This window comes from Sorangium sp. So ce590, assembly GCF_051521365.1.
In the GTDB taxonomy this organism is placed as follows: domain Bacteria; phylum Myxococcota_A; class Polyangia; order Polyangiales; family Polyangiaceae; genus Sorangium.
The window spans coordinates 4,846,514-4,862,734 of the sequence record NZ_CP150346.1 but is presented as its reverse complement, the minus strand read 5'-3'; the positions used below and the strand labels follow the sequence as shown (position 1 = coordinate 4,862,734).

The following is a 16,221-nucleotide window of genomic DNA, read 5'->3' as shown; positions in this document are numbered from 1 at the left end:
GGGCTGCCCCAGGCGAGGGGGGCGCGGGGCTGCCCCAGGCGAGGGGGGCGCCGGGGCTGCGCCCCGGGAGGGCCCACGCGCGGCTGGCGCTCGGCAGGGTGGGTGAGCCATTGTCGGGCTCCAGGTGGCAGACCCTTGACCTGGGCCGCCGTCCCGAGCCTGATCCCTTATCCCACCCCACCCATGCTTTCACGAGATCCGCTGCTCCTGCTCTCTGCCACGCGGCTGGCTGCGCTGATCCGCGCCCGAGCCGTGACGTCGGCCGAGGTCGTGGAGGTCCATATCCGGCACATCGAGCGCGTGAACCCGACGCTCAACGCCATGGTGGCGAACCGATTCGACGCCGCCCGCGCCGAGGCGCGCGCCGCCGACGGGCTCCTCGAGCGCGGCGAGGCCGCCGGCGCGCCGCCGTTCCTCGGAGTCCCGTGCTCCATCAAGGAGAGCTTCGCCGTCTCGGGCATGCCGAACTCCGCGGGGCTCGTCGCCCGCGCCGGCGTGCGCGCGAAGGCGGACGCGGTGACGGTCGCGCGCATGCGCGCCGCCGGCTTCATCCCGCTCGGCGTCACGAACGTCTCGGAGCTGTGCATGTGGATGGAGACGAACAACCGGCTCTACGGCCGGACGAACAACCCCTACGACCCGACGCGCACCGCGGGCGGCAGCTCGGGCGGCGAGGCCGCGGTGGTCGGCGCGGGCGGCGCGCCGATCGGGCTCGGCTCGGACATCGGCGGATCCATCCGGATGCCCGCCTTCTTCAACGGCGTCTTCGGCCACAAGCCGACCGGCGGGCTCGTGCCGACCTCGGGCCAGTTTCCGCTGCCCGGCGAGCGAGGGCTCCGCTTCATGACGACCGGTCCGATCGCGCGGCGCGCCGAGGATCTCATGCCGGTGCTCCGCGTCCTCGCGGGCCCCGACGCGGGCGATCCGAGCTGCGCGCCGCTGCCCCTCGGAGACCCGGCCTCGGTCGACCTCGGCGGGCTGACGGTGCTCTCGGTCGAGGACGACGGCGTGCACCGGGTGAGCGGCGATCTCGTGGCCGCGCAGCGGATGGCGGAGGAGGCGCTCGCCGCGCGCGGGGCGACGGTCCGCAAGGCGCGCATCGCGCTCCTCGCGCGGGCGCTCGACATCTGGACGGCGATGCTGGGCGTGACCGGTGGCGTCACGTTCCGGGCGCTGCTCGGGGGCGGCCGCCCGGTCAGCCTGCCGCGCGAGCTCGCGCGCTGGTCGATCCGCCGCTCGCCGCACACGCTGCCCGCGCTCGGGCTCACCTTGCTGGAGGACGTCGGCAGGATGGTCCCCTCGCGCATCGCGCGCGCCCTGGAGCTCGGCGAGGCGCTCCGCGCCGAGCTCGTGTCGCGCATCGGCGAGCGGGGCGTGATGCTCTACCCGTCGTATCCGACGCCCGCGCCGCGGCACTACGCGCCTCTCTTGCCGCCCTTCCAGTGGACGTACACGGCGGTGCTCAACGTCATGGAGATGCCGGCAACGCAGGTCCCGCTGGGCCTCAACGCCGAGGGGCTGCCGCTCGGCGTCCAGGTGGCGGCGATCCACGGCAACGATCACGTGACGATCGCCGTGGCGCAGCACCTGGAGCGCTCGTTCGGCGGCTGGGTCCCGCCGTCTCTGTCGTGGTGCCGACGGTGACGTTCCCGCCCGCGGTCGTGGTATCAAGGCTCCCCCCATGACCATCGACCGCACGTACGACGTGATCGTCTTCGGCGCGACCGGCTTCACCGGTCGCCTCGTCGCCGAGTATCTCGCCACCAAGGGCAAGGAGGCCTCTGCCCGGGACGACGCTGCAGGACGATCCATCCGCTGGGCGATCGCCGGCCGGAACGCGGGGCGCCTCGCCGAGGTGAAGGCGGCGCTGGAGGCGATCGATCCGGCCTGCTCCTCGGTCGGCGTCGTCGAGGCGACGTCGGAGGACGCGGCGTCGCTCGATCGCATGGCCAGCCAGGCGCGCGTGGTCATCACGACGGTCGGCCCGTACTCGACCCGCGGCGAGCCGCTGGTCGAGGCGTGCATCCGCGCGGGCACCGACTACGCGGATCTCACCGGCGAGCCCGAGTTCGTCGACCGCCTCGTCGAGCGCCACCACGAGGCCGCCCGCGCGCGCGGCGTGCGGATCGTCAACTGCTGCGGCTTCGACAGCATCCCGCACGACCTCGGGGCGCTCTTCACGGTGACGAGGCTCCCCGCGGGCGAGCCGATCGTGGTGGAGGGCATCGTGCGCGCGCACGCCAGCTTCTCCGGCGGCACCTGGCAGTCGCTGCTCGAGATCATGGCGCGCGGCGGCAGCCGGAAGCGCGAAGCGCGCCCCGAGGGGGCGCCCGGCGCGCGGAAGGTGCAGGGGGTCAAGGCGCGCATCCGCTACGAGAAGGGGCTGCGCGCCTGGGTCTGTCCGATGCCGAGCATCGATCCGCAGGTCGTGCTGCGGAGCGCGCGGGAGCTCGACGTCTACGGCCCCGACTTCCAGTACGGGCACTACATGCAGGTCAAGTCCGGGCTGCAGCTCGTGGTCGGGATCGCCGGCTTCGGCGCCGTCGCGGCGCTCGCCAAGGTGGGGCCGGCGCGGGAGCTGCTCCGCAAGGTGCGCAGCCCGGGGGAGGGGCCGAGCGCCGAGGAGCGGGCGCGCAGCTGGTTCCAGGTCACCTTCCAGGGCAAGAGCGCGTCGCGCAGGGTGGTGACGCGGGTGAGCGGCGGCGATCCGGGCTACTCGGAGACGGCGAAGATGGTCGCGGAGTCGGCGCTCTGCATGGCGTTCGACCGCGAGCGGCTGCCGGCGCGCGCCGGGGTCCTCACGCCGGCCGTCGCGATGGGGGAGCGGCTCATCGAGCGGCTGCAGGCGGCGGGGATCCGGTTCGAGCTGCTCGAGGGGTGAGCGGCGGCGGTGATCCGTTGAAGACGGGGGCCACTCCCAGCGTACCAGGCCGCACTGCCCATCTCGGGGTGGTGGGGGCATTGGCCCGGAGAGAGGTCACATGAAGGCGAGAAGGTCATTGAGATTTTCTTCCCACCTTCATGTTCAAATGACCCCACCATCTGACATTGTGAAAGGCTGAGTCCCTGGAGTATCCTCGGGGAAAGTGACCGGCACGGAGGAGACCCGCCTTGGCGGGGAGGAGACGGCGATGCCCCTGTCGCCGGGGCTCGTAGCCGGCAGCGGTGGCCTGACGAGCACCTTGACGGCGGAGTCCGCGTTGGCCATCGCGTCGACCGACCCCGCGCGGCGCCCGGAGGAGAGCTCCGCGAGCAGGACGGCCCCTCTGCGGCGATCCTCGGTGGCCCAGGAGCCCTTCGGATCGCCCACGTCGAGCCGGCACGCCGGTCCGGCCATCCGCGCCGGGACCCTCATCGGACATTACGAGCTCATCCGCGAGCTCGGCCGAGGGGGCATGGGCACCGTCTTCCTCGCCCGCGACGTGCGCCTGGGGCGCCTGGTGGGCATCAAGGTCGTCACCACCCTGACCGGCGTCAGGCTCCAGCGGTTCCTTGTCGAGGCCCGCGCCACCGCGCTCTGCAAGCACGAGAACATCGTGACGATCCACGATGTGAACGAGCACGACGGATACCCGTACATGGTGCTCGAATACATCGAGGGCCAGAGCCTCCGCGCCTGGATGGATCAGCGCAGGCCGGCCGGCGCGGACGAGGCGGTCGCGACCGCGCCGGTGTCCGCGAGCGCGGCCGTGGAGATGATGGTGCCGGTGGTGCGCGCCCTCTCCTGCGCCCACAAGCTCGGCATCGTCCACCGCGATCTCAAGCCCGAGAACATCATGCTGGAGGCGTCCGGCGCCCTCAAGGTGCTCGACTTCGGCATCGCCAAGCTGCTCGACACGGACGTCGCCGGCTCGATCGATCGGCCTCCTATCTCGCTCCGGACGACCTTGACGCGCGAAGGCGCGATGATGGGGACGATACCGTACATGTCCCCGGAGCAGTGGCTCGGGGAGGGGATCGATCACCAGAGCGACATCTGGGCCGTGGGCATCATGCTCTACGAGCTCGTCACCGGCGCGCACCCGCTCGCGCCGGTGACGGTGCACAGCCTCATGCAGGTCGCCCTGCTCGACCAGCCCATGCCCGAGCTCGACGGCGAGCGCCCGGAGCTCGGCGCGCTCGGCGCGATCATCGATCGCTGCCTGCGCAAGCGGAAGGCCGAGCGCACCGCCTCGGCGCAGCAGCTCCTCTCCGAGCTCCTGCCGCTCTTGCCCGGGCGTCACGAGATCGTCCTCGGGGCCGACGAGAGCCCGTTCGCGGGCCTGTCGGCGTTCCAGGAGGCCGACGCGGACCGCTTCTTCGGCCGCGCGGAGGACGTCGCCAGGATGGTGACGCGCCTCCGCAGCGAGCCGCTCCTCGCCATCGTCGGCGCGTCGGGCGTCGGCAAGTCGTCGCTCGTCCGGGCGGGGATCGTCCCGGCGCTCAAGCGATCGGGAGGAGGGTGGGAGTCGCTCATCCTCCGGCCCGGGCGCGAGCCCATGGCGGCGCTCGCCGAGCTGCTCAACCATCCCTCCTTGCTGTCGAGGGGCGGCTCGGAGCGGCCGGAGTCGCTCGACATCGAGTCATCGCGCGGGCGCTTGCTGCTCGAGAGGCTGCGCGCCGAGCCGGGCTACCTCGGGGCCGAGCTGCGCGCGTGGTCGGCCCGGAAGCAGCGCCGCGTCGCGCTCTTCGTCGATCAGTTCGAGGAGCTCTACACGCTCTCGTGCGACGCCGGAGAGCGCGCCGCGTTCCTCTCGTGCCTCGGGGGCGTCGCGGACGACGCCTCGTCGCCCCTGCGCGTCATCCTGTCGATCCGGTCGGACTTCATCGAGCGGGTGGCCGAGGACAGGCATTTCATGACGGCGGTGACCCGCGGGCTCGTGGTCCTGCCGCCCATCGGCCGCGCCGGGCTGCGCGAGGCGCTGACCAGGCCTGTCCAGGCGGCGCGGTACGAGATCGACGATCCGGCGCTGGTCGAGGAGATCCTCGACGTGCTGGAGACCACCCGCGGCGCGCTGCCGCTCTTGCAGTTCATGGCGGCGCGGTGGTGGGATCTGCGCGATCGCAAGCGCCGGCTCCTGACGCGGGCGAGCTACGAGGCGATCGGCGGCGTGGCCGGCACGCTCGCGAGCCACGCCGACACGGTGCTGGCCGGGATGAGCGGGCGCCAGGCGAAGCTCTGCCGGGCCGTGTTCGAGCGCCTTGTCACGCCCGAGCGCACGAGGGCCATCGCCAGCCTGCGGGAGATCCGCGAGCTGCCGGGGGAGCCGGACGAGCTCGAGGGGGTCGTCCACGTCCTCTCGGATGCGCGGCTGCTCGCCGTCGAGACGGGCCGCGACGACGCCGGCAACCGGGTCGAGATCGTGCACGAGTCGCTCATCGAGCGCTGGCCGACGCTGCTGCGCTGGCTCGACGAGAACCAGAAGGACGCGGCGTTCCTCGACAAGCTGCGCGTGGCGGCGAGGCAGTGGGAGTCGAGCGGCTGCGGCGACGACACCCTCTGGCGCGGCAAGATCGCCCAGGAGGCGCGCCTCTTTTGCGAGAGGGTCTATTATCAAGGCCAGTTGCCCGAGCGGGAGCAGCGGTATCTCGACGCGGTGCTCCGGCTGGCGAGCCAGGCGCAGCGCAGGCGGCGCACGCTGATCATCGGCATCATGACGGGGCTCTCCCTGCTGGTCGCCCTGGCCGCCCTGGGGATCATCAAGGTGGTCCGTCAGAACCAGGTCATCACCGCGCAGCTCGAGGAGATCCGCCTGACCGAGTACAACCTCGAGCAGGCGCTCGCCAACGAGCGCGCGGCCCGCGAGGCGGCCGAGCGGGCCCGGAAGAACACGGAGGACGAGCGGCTGCGGGCCGAGCTCCTGCAGAAGGAGGCCGAGGAGGCGCGGTACAGGGCCGAGGACGCGGCCGAGCGAGCACGCAAGGCGGCCCGGGACGCCCGGGCGGCGCGCTACATGGCGCGGGCGTCCGAGACCGGGGCCCGCGACGCCGAGGCCCGGGCCAGCGCCGAGGAGCGGCGGGCCAGGGAGGCGGCCGAGCACGAGCGCCGCAGCAGGGAGGCGCTGGAGCAGCTCATCCTGCGCACCATGGGCAACATCCGGTAGCCGGCGTTCCTCGTGGCGGTCGACCCCCGGAACCCCCCCTCGGGCCGGGCCGCCCGGGATCCCCCGCGCCGGCCTCGGCCCCCTGCTCGGTCAGCCGCTAGTTGACCTCGCTGCCGCCGTCCCCGCCTGTGTGATCCGCGACCCCGTTGGTCCCGGCCGCCCCCGCCGCCGGCGGCGTCGACCCGCCGCTCTCCTCGGCCTCGGCCGCGGCCGCGTCCGCCGCGAACGCCTCGACCGCGACCACCCGCTCGTCCTGGCCGACGTGCATGATCCGCACGCCCTGCGCGTTGCGCCCCGTCTCGCGGATCTCGCTCGCCTTCGTGCGGATCATCTGCCCGCGGTCGGTCACGATCAGCACCTCGTCGCTCGGGCTCACCATGGCGACGCCCACCACCGGCCCGTTCCGCTCGCTCGCGTCGATCAGGATCACGCCCTTGCCGCCGCGGCTCTGGAGCCGGAACTCCTCGAGCGGCGTCTGCTTGCCGTACCCGCGCTCGCACACGGCGAGCACCCGGTCGCGCCCGTCGCCGCTCACGCCGAGGCCCACCACGACGTCGCCGTCGTCGAGCTCGATGCCCTTCACGCCCATCGTCGCGCGGCCGGTCGGGCGCACCTGATCCTCGGGGAAGCGGATGCTCATCCCGCTCCGCGTCGCGATCACGAGCTCGCGCTTGCCGTCGGTGAGCGCCGCCGTGAAAAGCTGATCGCTCTCCTCGATCCGGACCCCGATGATCCCCTTGTCCCGGTAGTTCTCGTACTCGTTGAGCGCCGTCTTCTTGATCTGCCCGCGGCGGGTCAAGGTCACCACGAACGTCTCGCCGTCGAAGCTCGGCACCGGCGTGATCGCCGCGACCTTCTCGCCCGGCTCCATCCCGACGAAGTTCACGATCGCCCGGCCCTTCGCGTTCCGCGGCGCCTGCGGGATCTCGTAGACCTTCTTGACGAAGACCTTGCCCTTGTCGCTGAAGAAGAAGACGTACGAGTGCGTCGACGCCACGAAGAGCTGGCTCACCCAGTCCTCCTCGCGCGCCTCCATCCCCACCATCCCCTTGCCGCCGCGGCGCTGCGCCCGGTAGGTCGAGGTCGGCGTCCGCTTCAGGTAGCCGGCGTGCGAGATGGTCACGACCATGTCCTCTTCCTGGATCAGGTCCTCCATCTGGATCTCGGCCTCGGCCGGCACGATCTCGGTGCGCCGCTTGTCGTTGAAGCGCGCCTTGATCTCCTCGAGCTCCATCACGATCACGTTCATGAGCAGCTCCATGTCCGCGAGGATCGCCCGGAGCCGCTCGATCGTCTGCGACAGCTCGCCGTACTCCTTCGCGAGCTTCTCCCGCTCGAGGCCGGTCAGGCGCGACAGCCGCATCTCGAGGATCGCCTTGGCCTGCCGCTCGGACAGGAAGTAGTCGCCGCGCCCGTCGGCCTCGGCGCACTCGGGCTCCGGCCGGCCGGCGCGCCGGAGGAACTCGCCGAGCCCGCGGAGCGGCAGCTTCTGCAGGTTCTCCCGCGCCTCCTCCGGGTCGCTCGAGGCCCGGATCGTCGCGACGATGCGATCGATGTCGCTCGTCGCCATCCCGAGCCCCTCGATGAGCTCGCGCTGCGACTCGGCCTGCCGGAGCTCGAAGCGACAGCGCCGCGTCACGACCTCGCGCCGGTGCTCGATGAAGTGCGCGAGCGTGTCCTTCAGGCTCAGCACCGCCGGGCGCCCGTTCGCGATCGACAGGTTGATGACGCCGAACGTCGCCTGGAGATCCGTCAGCCGGTAGAGCTGGTTCAGGACCACCTGCGGGAAGATGTCCTTCTTCAGCTCGACGACGACGCGCATCCCCTCGCGGTCGCTCTCGTCGCGCACCTCGCTGATCCCCTCGATGCGCTTCTCCTTCATGCACTCGGCGATCTTCGCGACCATCCGGGCCTTGTTCACCTGGTAGGGGATCTCGGTGATCACGAGCTGCTCGCGGTCGCCCTTCATCGTCTTCTCGACCTGGCTGCGCCCGCGCATCGTGATCGAGCCGCGGCCGGTCGTGTACGCCTGCACGATCCCGCTCTTGCCGTAGATGAGGCCGCCGGTGGGGAAATCGGGGCCCGGGACCAGGAGGAGCAGCTCCTCCAGCGTGATGTCGGGGTTGCGGATGATGGCGATCGTCGCGTCGATGATCTCGCCGAGGTTGTGCGGCGGGATGTTCGTCGCCATGCCGACGGCGATGCCGCCGGAGCCGTTGACGAGCAGCTGCGGGAACTTCGCCGGCAGGACGCTCGGCTCGAGCTCCGAGTCGTCGTAGTTCGGGACGAAGTCGACCGTGTCCTTGTCGAGGTCGGCGAGCAGCTCGACCGCCATCCGGGACAGGCGCGACTCCGTGTACCGCATGGCCGCGGGCGAGTCGCCGTCGACCGAGCCGTAGTTGCCCTGCCCGTCGATGAGCGGGTAGCGCAGGCTGAAGGTCTGCCCCATGCGGACGAGCGCGTCGTAGACCGCGAGATCGCCGTGGGGGTGGTACTTGCCGAGGACGTCTCCGACGACGCGCGCGCACTTCTTGTGCGAGCCGCCGGGGCCGATCTTCTGCTCGTTCATCGAGTAGAGGATCCGGCGGTGCACCGGCTTCAGGCCGTCGCGCACGTCCGGGATCGCGCGGCCGATGATCACGCTCATCGCGTAGTCGAGGTAGCTCGTCCGGAGCTCGTCCTGGATGCTGACCGGGACCTTCTGCTGGATGTTCGACGTCTCTTCCATGGGATCTGCACCCGAGGCACGGGGGCGGGCGCTGCGCGCACGACCCCGTCGTAGAGGCCCATCCCAGCGCGGCTCGAGCGTCGAGCGGGTCGGTGGAGGCATCTCTCGGCCTCGATCGACGATCGATGAGGTCGAGTCCGGCCTCCGCCGAGCGCCCTTGACCCGCGCTGTTCAGGGGATGCGACGGATGCGTTCAGGTACTCCAAGGGGCGGGCCGGCGCAAAGGGTTTGCCGGCCTGAAGACGTCGTGACGTCAGGCTCGCCGGACAGCGCTGGGAGGCGCCGCGGAAGGGGTCAGCGGGGCGCGCGGGACGCGCTGGGGGCGCACGTGGCGCGGGTGGTCGCGCCGGGGCGGACCTCACCGGCGCAGCTGGCCGAGCGCACCGGCGTTCCCTTCGCGTCGAGCACCTCGACGGACGTCGTGTACGTGCCCGGGGAGAGGGCCGACAGGAGCGCGCGTTTGCCGCAAGGCACGGGGCCGACGTAGGGCACGTGGGGCACCTCCGTCCCGGGCTGCCCGCTGTCGGGCCGCGGCTCGGCCGCCGTGTAGCTCGACGCGCCCGCCCCGCAGGCGAGCTGTTCCGCCGCGAGGAAGGCGTCGAGGTCGAGCTCGAGCGCTCCTGTGTCGGACAGGGGGGCGCAGGTCGCCGTCACCGTGATGCCCGCGCTCGCCGTCGCGAAGCAGCTCGAACCGAACAGGCGGTCGCCCGCGGCGTTCCTCGCCTCCAGGCGGAAGAAGTGGGCTCGGCCCGGGGCGGCGCCGAGGTCGTAGACGACCGGCTCGGCCGGCGGACAGCCGACGCCGAGCACCGGCGCGAGCGCGCTGTCTTCGGGGAGGACATCGAACGACGCGACCTCCCGGTCGTCGGCCCCGCAGCGCAGCGCGCCGAGCGCGCTCGCCGGGTCGAGCAGGATGGCCGCGCGCGGCGCGTCGTCGGGGGCGGCGACCGAGGCGCACCCCTGGACGACGACGTTCACGCCCGTCTTCGCCACGAGCTTGCCGGCGTCGTCCATGGCGTCGGGGCCGGGGCAGGCCCACGTCCAGCGCGGCGCGACAGGGGCTCCGTCGACGAGCATGTGGGGGCTCCCGGAGGTCTCGTCGCCGACGGGCGCGAGCTCCTCGGCGTGCTGCGTGTAGCCGTCGATCCTCGCCGTGTACTCGTGCCCCTCGACGACGTAGGTGAACGACACGCGCGACGAGCAGGGGATCGGCGGCGACGAGGCGAGGGTGAACGGCCCGCCCTCCGCGCTCTCGTCCGTGAGCGTGGCGACGTAGCTGCGGATCGCCCCCGGCTCGCTCGAGCACCGCACGTCGCCCAGGAAGGCGAGCGGGTCGATGGTGAGCGACGTCTGGAGCCGCCCGTCGTCGTCGTCGTCGTCGCCGCTCGCGCTGGTGCAGGCCGCGAGCGCGAGCACGGCGAGCGCCAGGGCATACCGGACGGACCGAAGCCGCGGGGGGAGCCCGGCGCCGCGATCCGCACCGAACGAGGTTCCACAACTAGATCGAGCTCGGCCCATCGGCAGGGGGCACTAGTCCAAGCCGGGGAACGGCGCCACATGAAACGCGGCCCGATCCGGCCCGCTCGAGCGAGCCAGGGTCGACGTCGCGCCGCCGGCGGCGTCGTGGCCATGCGTGGAGGTGGCGCCCTGGCCGTTGCAAGGCTTGAAGCAAGCGTTGAAGCCGTCGACTCGGGAGGCCAGTGGGCCGTTTCAAGGCTTGAGATGGCCGACTCGGTGGTCGAGGCGGCGATCGCAAGCGTCGAGAGCGCCGGCTCGGGTCCCCAGGAGGGCATTTCAAGCCTTGAAACGGGCGACTCGGGAGACGAGTGGGCCGTTTCAACGCTTGAAACGGGCGACTCGAGGAGATCCTCGAGCGAGACGAGCGATGCAGGCCCGAAGATCCAGGGATCAGCCGCCAGCGCCGCCGGCGGTGCCGCCACCCTCACCAGCGCCGCCGCTGCCGTCAGCGCCGCCGGTACCGCCGGCGGTGCCGCCACCCTCACCAGCGCCGCCGCTGCCGTCAGCGCCGCCGGTACCGCCGGCGCTTCCGCCGCCGCCGCCCTCACCAGCGCCGCCCTCACCAGCGCCGCCGGTACCAGCGCCGCTGGTACCGCTGGCGCCGCCGGTACCGCTGGCGCTTCCGCCGCCGCCCTCACCAGCGCCGCCGCTCCCACCGGTCGGGGCGACAACGAACGCGCAGGCCGCGAGCTCATGCGCCTTCTCGGTGATCACCTCGCAGGGGCTGATCGCGCCATCGACGCCCTCCGCGAGCGGCGCAGCGGGGCACTCCGCCATGGAGGCGACCTTGTCGCCGGCGCACTTGCGCGCCGCGCCGACGGCGTCGACACACGCCTTCACCTGGCCGTCCGTCGGCTCCGCCGCGGCGCGATTGTCGCCGCCGGTGCCGTCGTTCTCGATGCCGTGGAGGCACTGATCCCAGTAGAACTCGACGCAGGTCTTCACCCGCTCGTCGGCGTCGGCCGAGCCGACCCACTCGGGGCACGCGGCGGCGGCCTCGCACCGGGCCGCCTCGATCTGCCGGCAGGCGTCGACGCCCACGGCGTCGTTGCCGCAGCTCTGCGTTGCGAGGGTCACGGCCCCGAGGCCGAGCACCCCGGCCACGGCCCAGGTTGCGGAGCTCCGCCTCGCGGCGGAAAGGACGGCGAGCGCAGACGAACCCACCCGGCGGAGCTACCACGTGGCCGCCGAGGGCGTCGAATTTTCAGCCGCCCACCACCTCGCAGGGAGGGCGACCGGCGCGCCCACACCGAAGCCGCCGCCCGCACGCCGGCGCGCGTCCAAGGCGCAACCGGGCCGGCGCAGCCGCAGCGCCCGGGCGTGTCGCGCGTGGTGTCCGAGCGGGCCCCGCAGTGATTCCCATGAAGGCGAGAAGGCATGAAGATCGTTGATCTTTTTCTTCCCGCCTTTCCGCCTTCACGTTCAAGTCCGGGCCCCTCGGCGGCTTCCGGCCTCGGCCTGCGATCACGCGCTCGAGCTTCTTGGACGTTCCTCGCGGAGGGGCGATCCTCGGCGCATGGTCTCTGCCATGATCCTGGCAGCGGGGCTCGGGACCCGGCTCCGCCCGCTCACCGACGAGCTGCCGAAGCCGCTCCTGTGGCTCGGCGATCGTCCGCTCATCGCGCACATCGTCGATCAGCTCGCCGCGGGCGGCGTCCTTCGCGCCGCGCTGAACAAGTCCCACCTCGCGGAGCGCTTCTCGCGCGATCTCCTCGCGGCGTTCCCGGTGCCGGTCGAGGTCCTGCACGAGCCGGAGCCGCTCGGCACCGCGGGGGGCCTCGCGAACGCGGCGGGCGCGCTCGGCGACGGGGACGTGGTCCTGTGGAACGGCGACATCCTGATCGACCTCGACGTGGCGGCGCTCCACGCGGCGCACGCCGGGCGCGGCGCGGCCGCGACGCTCGCCGTGGCGCCGCGGCCGGTCGGGGAGGGGACGGTGGGCGTCGGGGCGCGGGGCGAGGTGGTCCGGCTGCGCGGGGAGCGCTTCGGCGAGGAGGTCGCGGGCGGCGATTTCGTGGGCGTGCAGGTGGTCGGCGAGGCGCTCCGGCGGCGGCTGCCGCCGCGCGGCTGCATGGTCGGGGACGTGTACCTGCCGTGGCTGCGCGAGGGGCGCGCGCTCGCGACGTTCGCGGCGCCCGCCGTGTGGCATGACATCGGCACGATCGCCGCCTACCTCGCGGCCAGCGCGCGCTGGCTCTCGCAGCGCGGCCTGCCGAGCCACGTCGGCCCGGGGGCGTCGGTGGCCGAGGGCGTGGACGTGACGGGCAGCGTCGTCGGCGCCGGAGCGCGGGTCGAGGGGGCCGGGGCGCTGCGCGGGTGCGTGGTATGGCCGGGGGCGCGGGTCGCCGTCGGCGTGGACGTCGGCGCGCCGTGCGAGCGCGCGGTGGTGACGACGCAGGGACGCGTCGTGCGCGCGGCCGGGTGATCGCCCGGCCGGGGGCGGCCCACGACCGGGAGCGCTCGCGGGCGCGCCGCTCGAATTGCTTCTCGAGCTACTTGCCGAGGTCGGCGAGGGCGGCCCTGGCGGCGTTGTGCCCGGCCGCGCCGATCACCGACCCGGCCGGGTGCGTGCCGGCGCTGCACGAGTAGAGCCCGGCGAGCCCGAACCGGTAGGGCACGCGATCGGCGAAGCCGAAGCCGTTGTCGATGTGGTGGATGTGCCCCCGCGTGATCCCGAAGTGCCGCTCGATGTCCGGCGGCGCCAGCGTGAACGTGTCCAGCACGAGGTCGCTCATCCCCGGCGCGAAGCGATCGCAGATCGAGAGGAGGTGCTTCACGTAGCGCGGCGCGGCCTCGCCCCACGCCTCGCCGTCCGCGAGCGCGTAGGGCACCCACTGCACGAAGAGCGCGGCGTTGTGGTGCCCCTCGGCGTCGCGCAGGCTCGGGTCGATCGGCGTGTGGAAGTACCACTCGATCGCGGGGAACTCGGGGAGACGACCGCTCATGGCGTCGCGGTGGGCCTGGCGCAGCGTGTCCATCACGACGTCCTCGTCCGGCAGGAGGTGGATGGTCGGACCGAACTGCCCGCGATCCTCCGGGAGGCACGTGAACCTGGGCAGGCCGGTCAGCGCCATGTTGACCTTGAGCGTCGAGCCGTCCCTCGCGAGCGCGTCGAGCCGCGCCGACAGCGCCGCCCCGATCGCCGCGCTGCCGGCCAGCGCGCGGGTGCGGAACGGATCGGCGTTCGAGACGACCGCCCCGGCGGCGATCCGCGCGCCGTCCTCGAGGAGCACGCCGGAGACGGCGCCCCCCGACGACTCGATCTGCGCGACGCGGGCGCCGGTCACGATCGTCGCGCCCTCGGCCCGCGCCTTCTCGGCGAAGAGGCGGGTGACCGTGCCCATGCCGCCCTCGACGATCATCCAGGTCCCGTCGGCGCCGGGGAGGCGGCACATGTTGTGGACGAGGAAGTTCATCCCGGTGCCGGGCGTGTCGAAGCCGCCCGCGAGCCCCGAGAAGGCGTCGGTCGCGGCGTACATCGCCTGGAGGAGATCGCTCTTCCAGGGGAACCGCGCGAGGTAGTCCGAGATCGTGCCCCGGCAGAGCGCCACGAACGTCTGCCGGAGGGCGGGCCGCACGTAGCGCTCCGCGGTCTCCTCGATGGAGAGCGGCTCCTCGAGCCACGTCGGGGCGATGTCGTCCCGGAGCGCGGCGAGCTCGGCCTGGAGGGCGCTGTTCGCGTCCCAGTCTTCCTGGGAGAAGAACTCGAGGAACTGCCGCTTCATCGCGGCCTGGTCCGAGCCGAAGAGCAGGTAGCGCCTGTCGGTCGTCGGGAGGAAGTAGTGCGGATCGCGCCTTCTCAGGGGGAGGGTGACGCCGACCTCGCGGAGCAGCTCGGGCGGGGCGAGCCCGAGCAGGTAGGCGCCGCTCGAGACGCCGAGGGACGGCGCCTTCTTGAAGGGGTGCTCGGTCTTCACCGCGCCGCCCACGGCGTCCTTCTCCTCGAGCACCACCACGTCTAGCCCGCGGCGGGCGAGGAGGACGGCGGCGACGAGACCGTTGTGGCCGGCGCCGACGATGACGACGTCGGCTCGGGCCGGAGCTTCACTGCGTTTCACTGGGCACCTCCAAGCGCTGTGCGCGTCCGCTGCCGCGGCCGGCGCTGGGGCCGCCGCGCGCGAGGTGTTGCACGGATGGCGCGGCGAGGAGAGGCCTTTTCGGGCCCTTGAATCGGGAGGAGCGCGCCGCGCCGGCCTCGAGGCCCCCCGCACGGGGGCCCTTTCCAGCCTGTCCTCACCGCGTCGCGCGCGCGGTGGGCCCCTGCCACGCCGCGGCGACCTCCTCGGCGATGGCGCGCGCGGTCAAGGGGGCAGAGCCCTCGGCCTTGTTGTTCACCAGCACGAAGCTCTCGACGCGCAGCGCCGCGGCCTCGCACAGGATCCGCGCGACCTCCGCGCGCATGGCGGGATCGGGCTCGACGATCCGGTTGAACGGGTGGAACCGCCGCTTCTCTGCCTCGTAGCGGTGACCGGGCTTGAGCGAGAGCCGGACGAGCGCGAACGGCGCGTTCGAGACGGGCACCACGTCCGCCTGGGCGCCGGGAGACGGCATGTCGCGCCAGTAGCTGTAGGCGTGGGCGACGCCGTGCGCGCCGAGGATCTCCCGGTACTCGCCGGTGAAATAGGCGCGCTCCCTGAGCTCGACGGCGTAGGCGAGCTCGCGCGGCAGCGCGCCGAGGAAGGCGTCGAGCCGCTCGAGGAAGGCGCGCGGCGGGAGCCGGTGGGGCGGGCCGACCGGGGGCAGCTCGAGCAGCACCGGCCCCGCGTGCGCCCGGAAGACCGAGAGCAGCGGCGCGGCGACGCGCGACAGGAAGAGCGGGACCGACAGGAAGTCCGGGTTCGGCTCGACGCGCGCGCGGTGCGCGCCGCGGCCTTCGCCCTCGTCCGGCGGCGTCTGTGCGCGCTGGAGCGTCTGGGACACGACGGCGTGCAGCGCCTTGGACACGCAGCGGAAGCCGTCCGGCAGCTGCGCTCGATAACGAAGGAAGTCGCTGTCGGGGATGGGGGCGTAGAAGCTCCTGTCGATGCCGACGGTCGTGAGCAGCGGGTGCCGCGCGTACTCGGCGAGGCCGTCGCGCGCGAGCTCCTCCGTGCTCCGCCGCCGGGCGTAGACGAGGCCCTGCCAGCCCGGGAAGCTCCACGAGCTCGTGCCGAGGTGCAGCCCTGCCGGCAGCCGCGCCGCGAGGCGGGCGGCGTCGTCGTGGACCGCCGCCATCGCGTCGAGCTCGGGCGCCTCGGCGGCGGCGGGCTCCGGCGCTGGAGCGAACAGCGAGAGCTGCGAGGGGGCGGGGCCACGGCGCCCGGGAGACCGGCTCACCCGGGCGAGTGTACCGCTTCCGGCGCGCTCCGCGACACCGGCTGCGCGGGCCGGCGCTGCCCGGGGCGCAAGGCGATGCGCGGCGGGAGGTGCGGTTTCTCCAAGAACTGCCGCAAGTTCTTGCTCAAGTACGCAAGGAGCAATGTCGCTGTTCGGCCGGCCAGCTGGCCGGCCAGCGCGTGACCCGCGCGCCTGGTCCAAGGAACGTTGTCATTTGGGCTCTACCTCATGAAGGCCACGGCGCCGGAGAGCGAGCGATGTCGTTGGTACATCGTGTGCAACGACTTTGATGCGAAGAGCTCGGATGTGGAGAGCTCGGATGTGAAGACTGGGGCGGAGCTCACCTGAGCGACGCCGCTCTTCTTACGCGCGCAGGTTACGCGCGCAGGGAGCCGCGAAGATCGCAGACCGCAGGCGATGGCGTTGCCGCCTTCTTCTGAAACGGCAGCTCGCCGCCGCCTGCAGGTAGCGCGATCGCCTGGCTGATGCCGGGCGCGCGGATGGCGAGCTCACGAGTCAACGCGGCGACGGACCGGCCCGTTGCTGCCATGCGGTCAATTGTCCTAACTCGAACCT

10 protein-coding genes are annotated in these 16,221 nt (G+C 72.7%); 4 read left to right on the top strand and 6 right to left on the bottom strand.

The window, feature by feature from the left end; genetic code table 11:
- Nucleotides 1-183 precede the first annotated feature (183 nt).
- The 3 genes from WMF28_RS18265 (at nucleotide 184) to WMF28_RS18255 (ending at nucleotide 6,083) form a co-directional block, all read left to right on the top strand.
- The gene (locus WMF28_RS18265) at nucleotides 184-1,644 is read left to right on the top strand and encodes an amidase (RefSeq protein WP_437603522.1); all 1,461 of its coding nucleotides are present in this window, start codon (nucleotides 184-186) and stop codon (nucleotides 1,642-1,644) included.
- A 37-nt stretch (nucleotides 1,645-1,681) separates the two neighbouring features.
- On the top strand, nucleotides 1,682-2,881 hold the full coding sequence (locus tag WMF28_RS18260) for a saccharopine dehydrogenase family protein (protein ID WP_437603521.1): 1,200 nt from the start codon (nucleotides 1,682-1,684) through the stop codon (nucleotides 2,879-2,881).
- Between the two features lie 250 nt (nucleotides 2,882-3,131).
- Nucleotides 3,132-6,083: a serine/threonine-protein kinase gene (locus tag WMF28_RS18255; protein ID WP_437603520.1), complete on the top strand. Its 2,952-nt coding sequence runs from the start codon at nucleotides 3,132-3,134 to the stop codon at nucleotides 6,081-6,083.
- Between the two features lie 97 nt (nucleotides 6,084-6,180).
- Here WMF28_RS18255 and gyrA read toward each other — a convergent pair whose 3' ends face one another.
- The 3 genes from gyrA to WMF28_RS18240 form a co-directional block, all read right to left on the bottom strand.
- On the bottom strand, nucleotides 6,181-8,811 hold the full coding sequence (gyrA, locus tag WMF28_RS18250) for a DNA gyrase subunit A (RefSeq protein WP_437603519.1): 2,631 nt from the start codon (nucleotides 8,809-8,811) through the stop codon (nucleotides 6,181-6,183).
- 294 nt (nucleotides 8,812-9,105) lie between these two features.
- Nucleotides 9,106-10,227: a hypothetical protein gene (locus WMF28_RS18245; RefSeq protein ID WP_437603518.1), complete on the bottom strand. Its 1,122-nt coding sequence runs from the start codon at nucleotides 10,225-10,227 to the stop codon at nucleotides 9,106-9,108.
- Nucleotides 10,228-10,719: 492 nt separating this feature from the next.
- A complete protein-coding gene (locus WMF28_RS18240) occupies nucleotides 10,720-11,493 on the bottom strand; it encodes a hypothetical protein (protein WP_437603517.1) in 774 nt (257 codons plus the stop codon).
- Between the two features lie 352 nt (nucleotides 11,494-11,845).
- Between WMF28_RS18240 and WMF28_RS18235 the strand changes: the two genes are divergently transcribed.
- Nucleotides 11,846-12,754, top strand: a complete 909-nt coding sequence (locus tag WMF28_RS18235) for a sugar phosphate nucleotidyltransferase (RefSeq protein WP_437603516.1) — start codon at nucleotides 11,846-11,848, stop codon at nucleotides 12,752-12,754.
- A 67-nt stretch (nucleotides 12,755-12,821) separates the two neighbouring features.
- Here the strand turns inward: WMF28_RS18235 and WMF28_RS18230 are convergent, their stop codons facing one another.
- From WMF28_RS18230 to WMF28_RS18220, 3 genes are all read right to left on the bottom strand, one after another.
- Entirely contained in the window at nucleotides 12,822-14,387 is a 1,566-nt protein-coding gene (locus WMF28_RS18230; RefSeq protein ID WP_437603515.1) for a phytoene desaturase family protein, read from the bottom strand.
- Between the two features lie 175 nt (nucleotides 14,388-14,562).
- A complete protein-coding gene (locus WMF28_RS18225; RefSeq protein WP_437603514.1) occupies nucleotides 14,563-15,645 on the bottom strand; it encodes a DUF72 domain-containing protein in 1,083 nt (360 codons plus the stop codon).
- Nucleotides 15,646-16,021: 376 nt separating this feature from the next.
- Nucleotides 16,022-16,195 (bottom strand): hypothetical protein, encoded by a 174-nt coding sequence (locus WMF28_RS18220; RefSeq protein WP_437603513.1) that lies wholly within the window; start codon nucleotides 16,193-16,195, stop codon nucleotides 16,022-16,024.
- Nucleotides 16,196-16,221 lie beyond the last annotated feature (26 nt).

Bases quoted from the DNA above. Each gene is read 5' to 3' on its own strand.
- WMF28_RS18255 (WP_437603520.1), top strand. From the start codon at position 3,132: ATGCCCCTGTCGCCGGGGCTCGTAGCCGGCAGCGGTGGCCTGACGAGC.
- WMF28_RS18235 (WP_437603516.1), top strand. From the start codon at position 11,846: ATGGTCTCTGCCATGATCCTGGCAGCGGGGCTCGGGACCCGGCTCCGC.
- WMF28_RS18260 (WP_437603521.1), top strand. From the start codon at position 1,682: ATGACCATCGACCGCACGTACGACGTGATCGTCTTCGGCGCGACCGGC.
- gyrA (WP_437603519.1), bottom strand. From the start codon at position 8,811: ATGGAAGAGACGTCGAACATCCAGCAGAAGGTCCCGGTCAGCATCCAG.
- WMF28_RS18265 (WP_437603522.1), top strand. From the start codon at position 184: ATGCTTTCACGAGATCCGCTGCTCCTGCTCTCTGCCACGCGGCTGGCT.
- WMF28_RS18220 (WP_437603513.1), bottom strand. From the start codon at position 16,195: ATGGCAGCAACGGGCCGGTCCGTCGCCGCGTTGACTCGTGAGCTCGCC.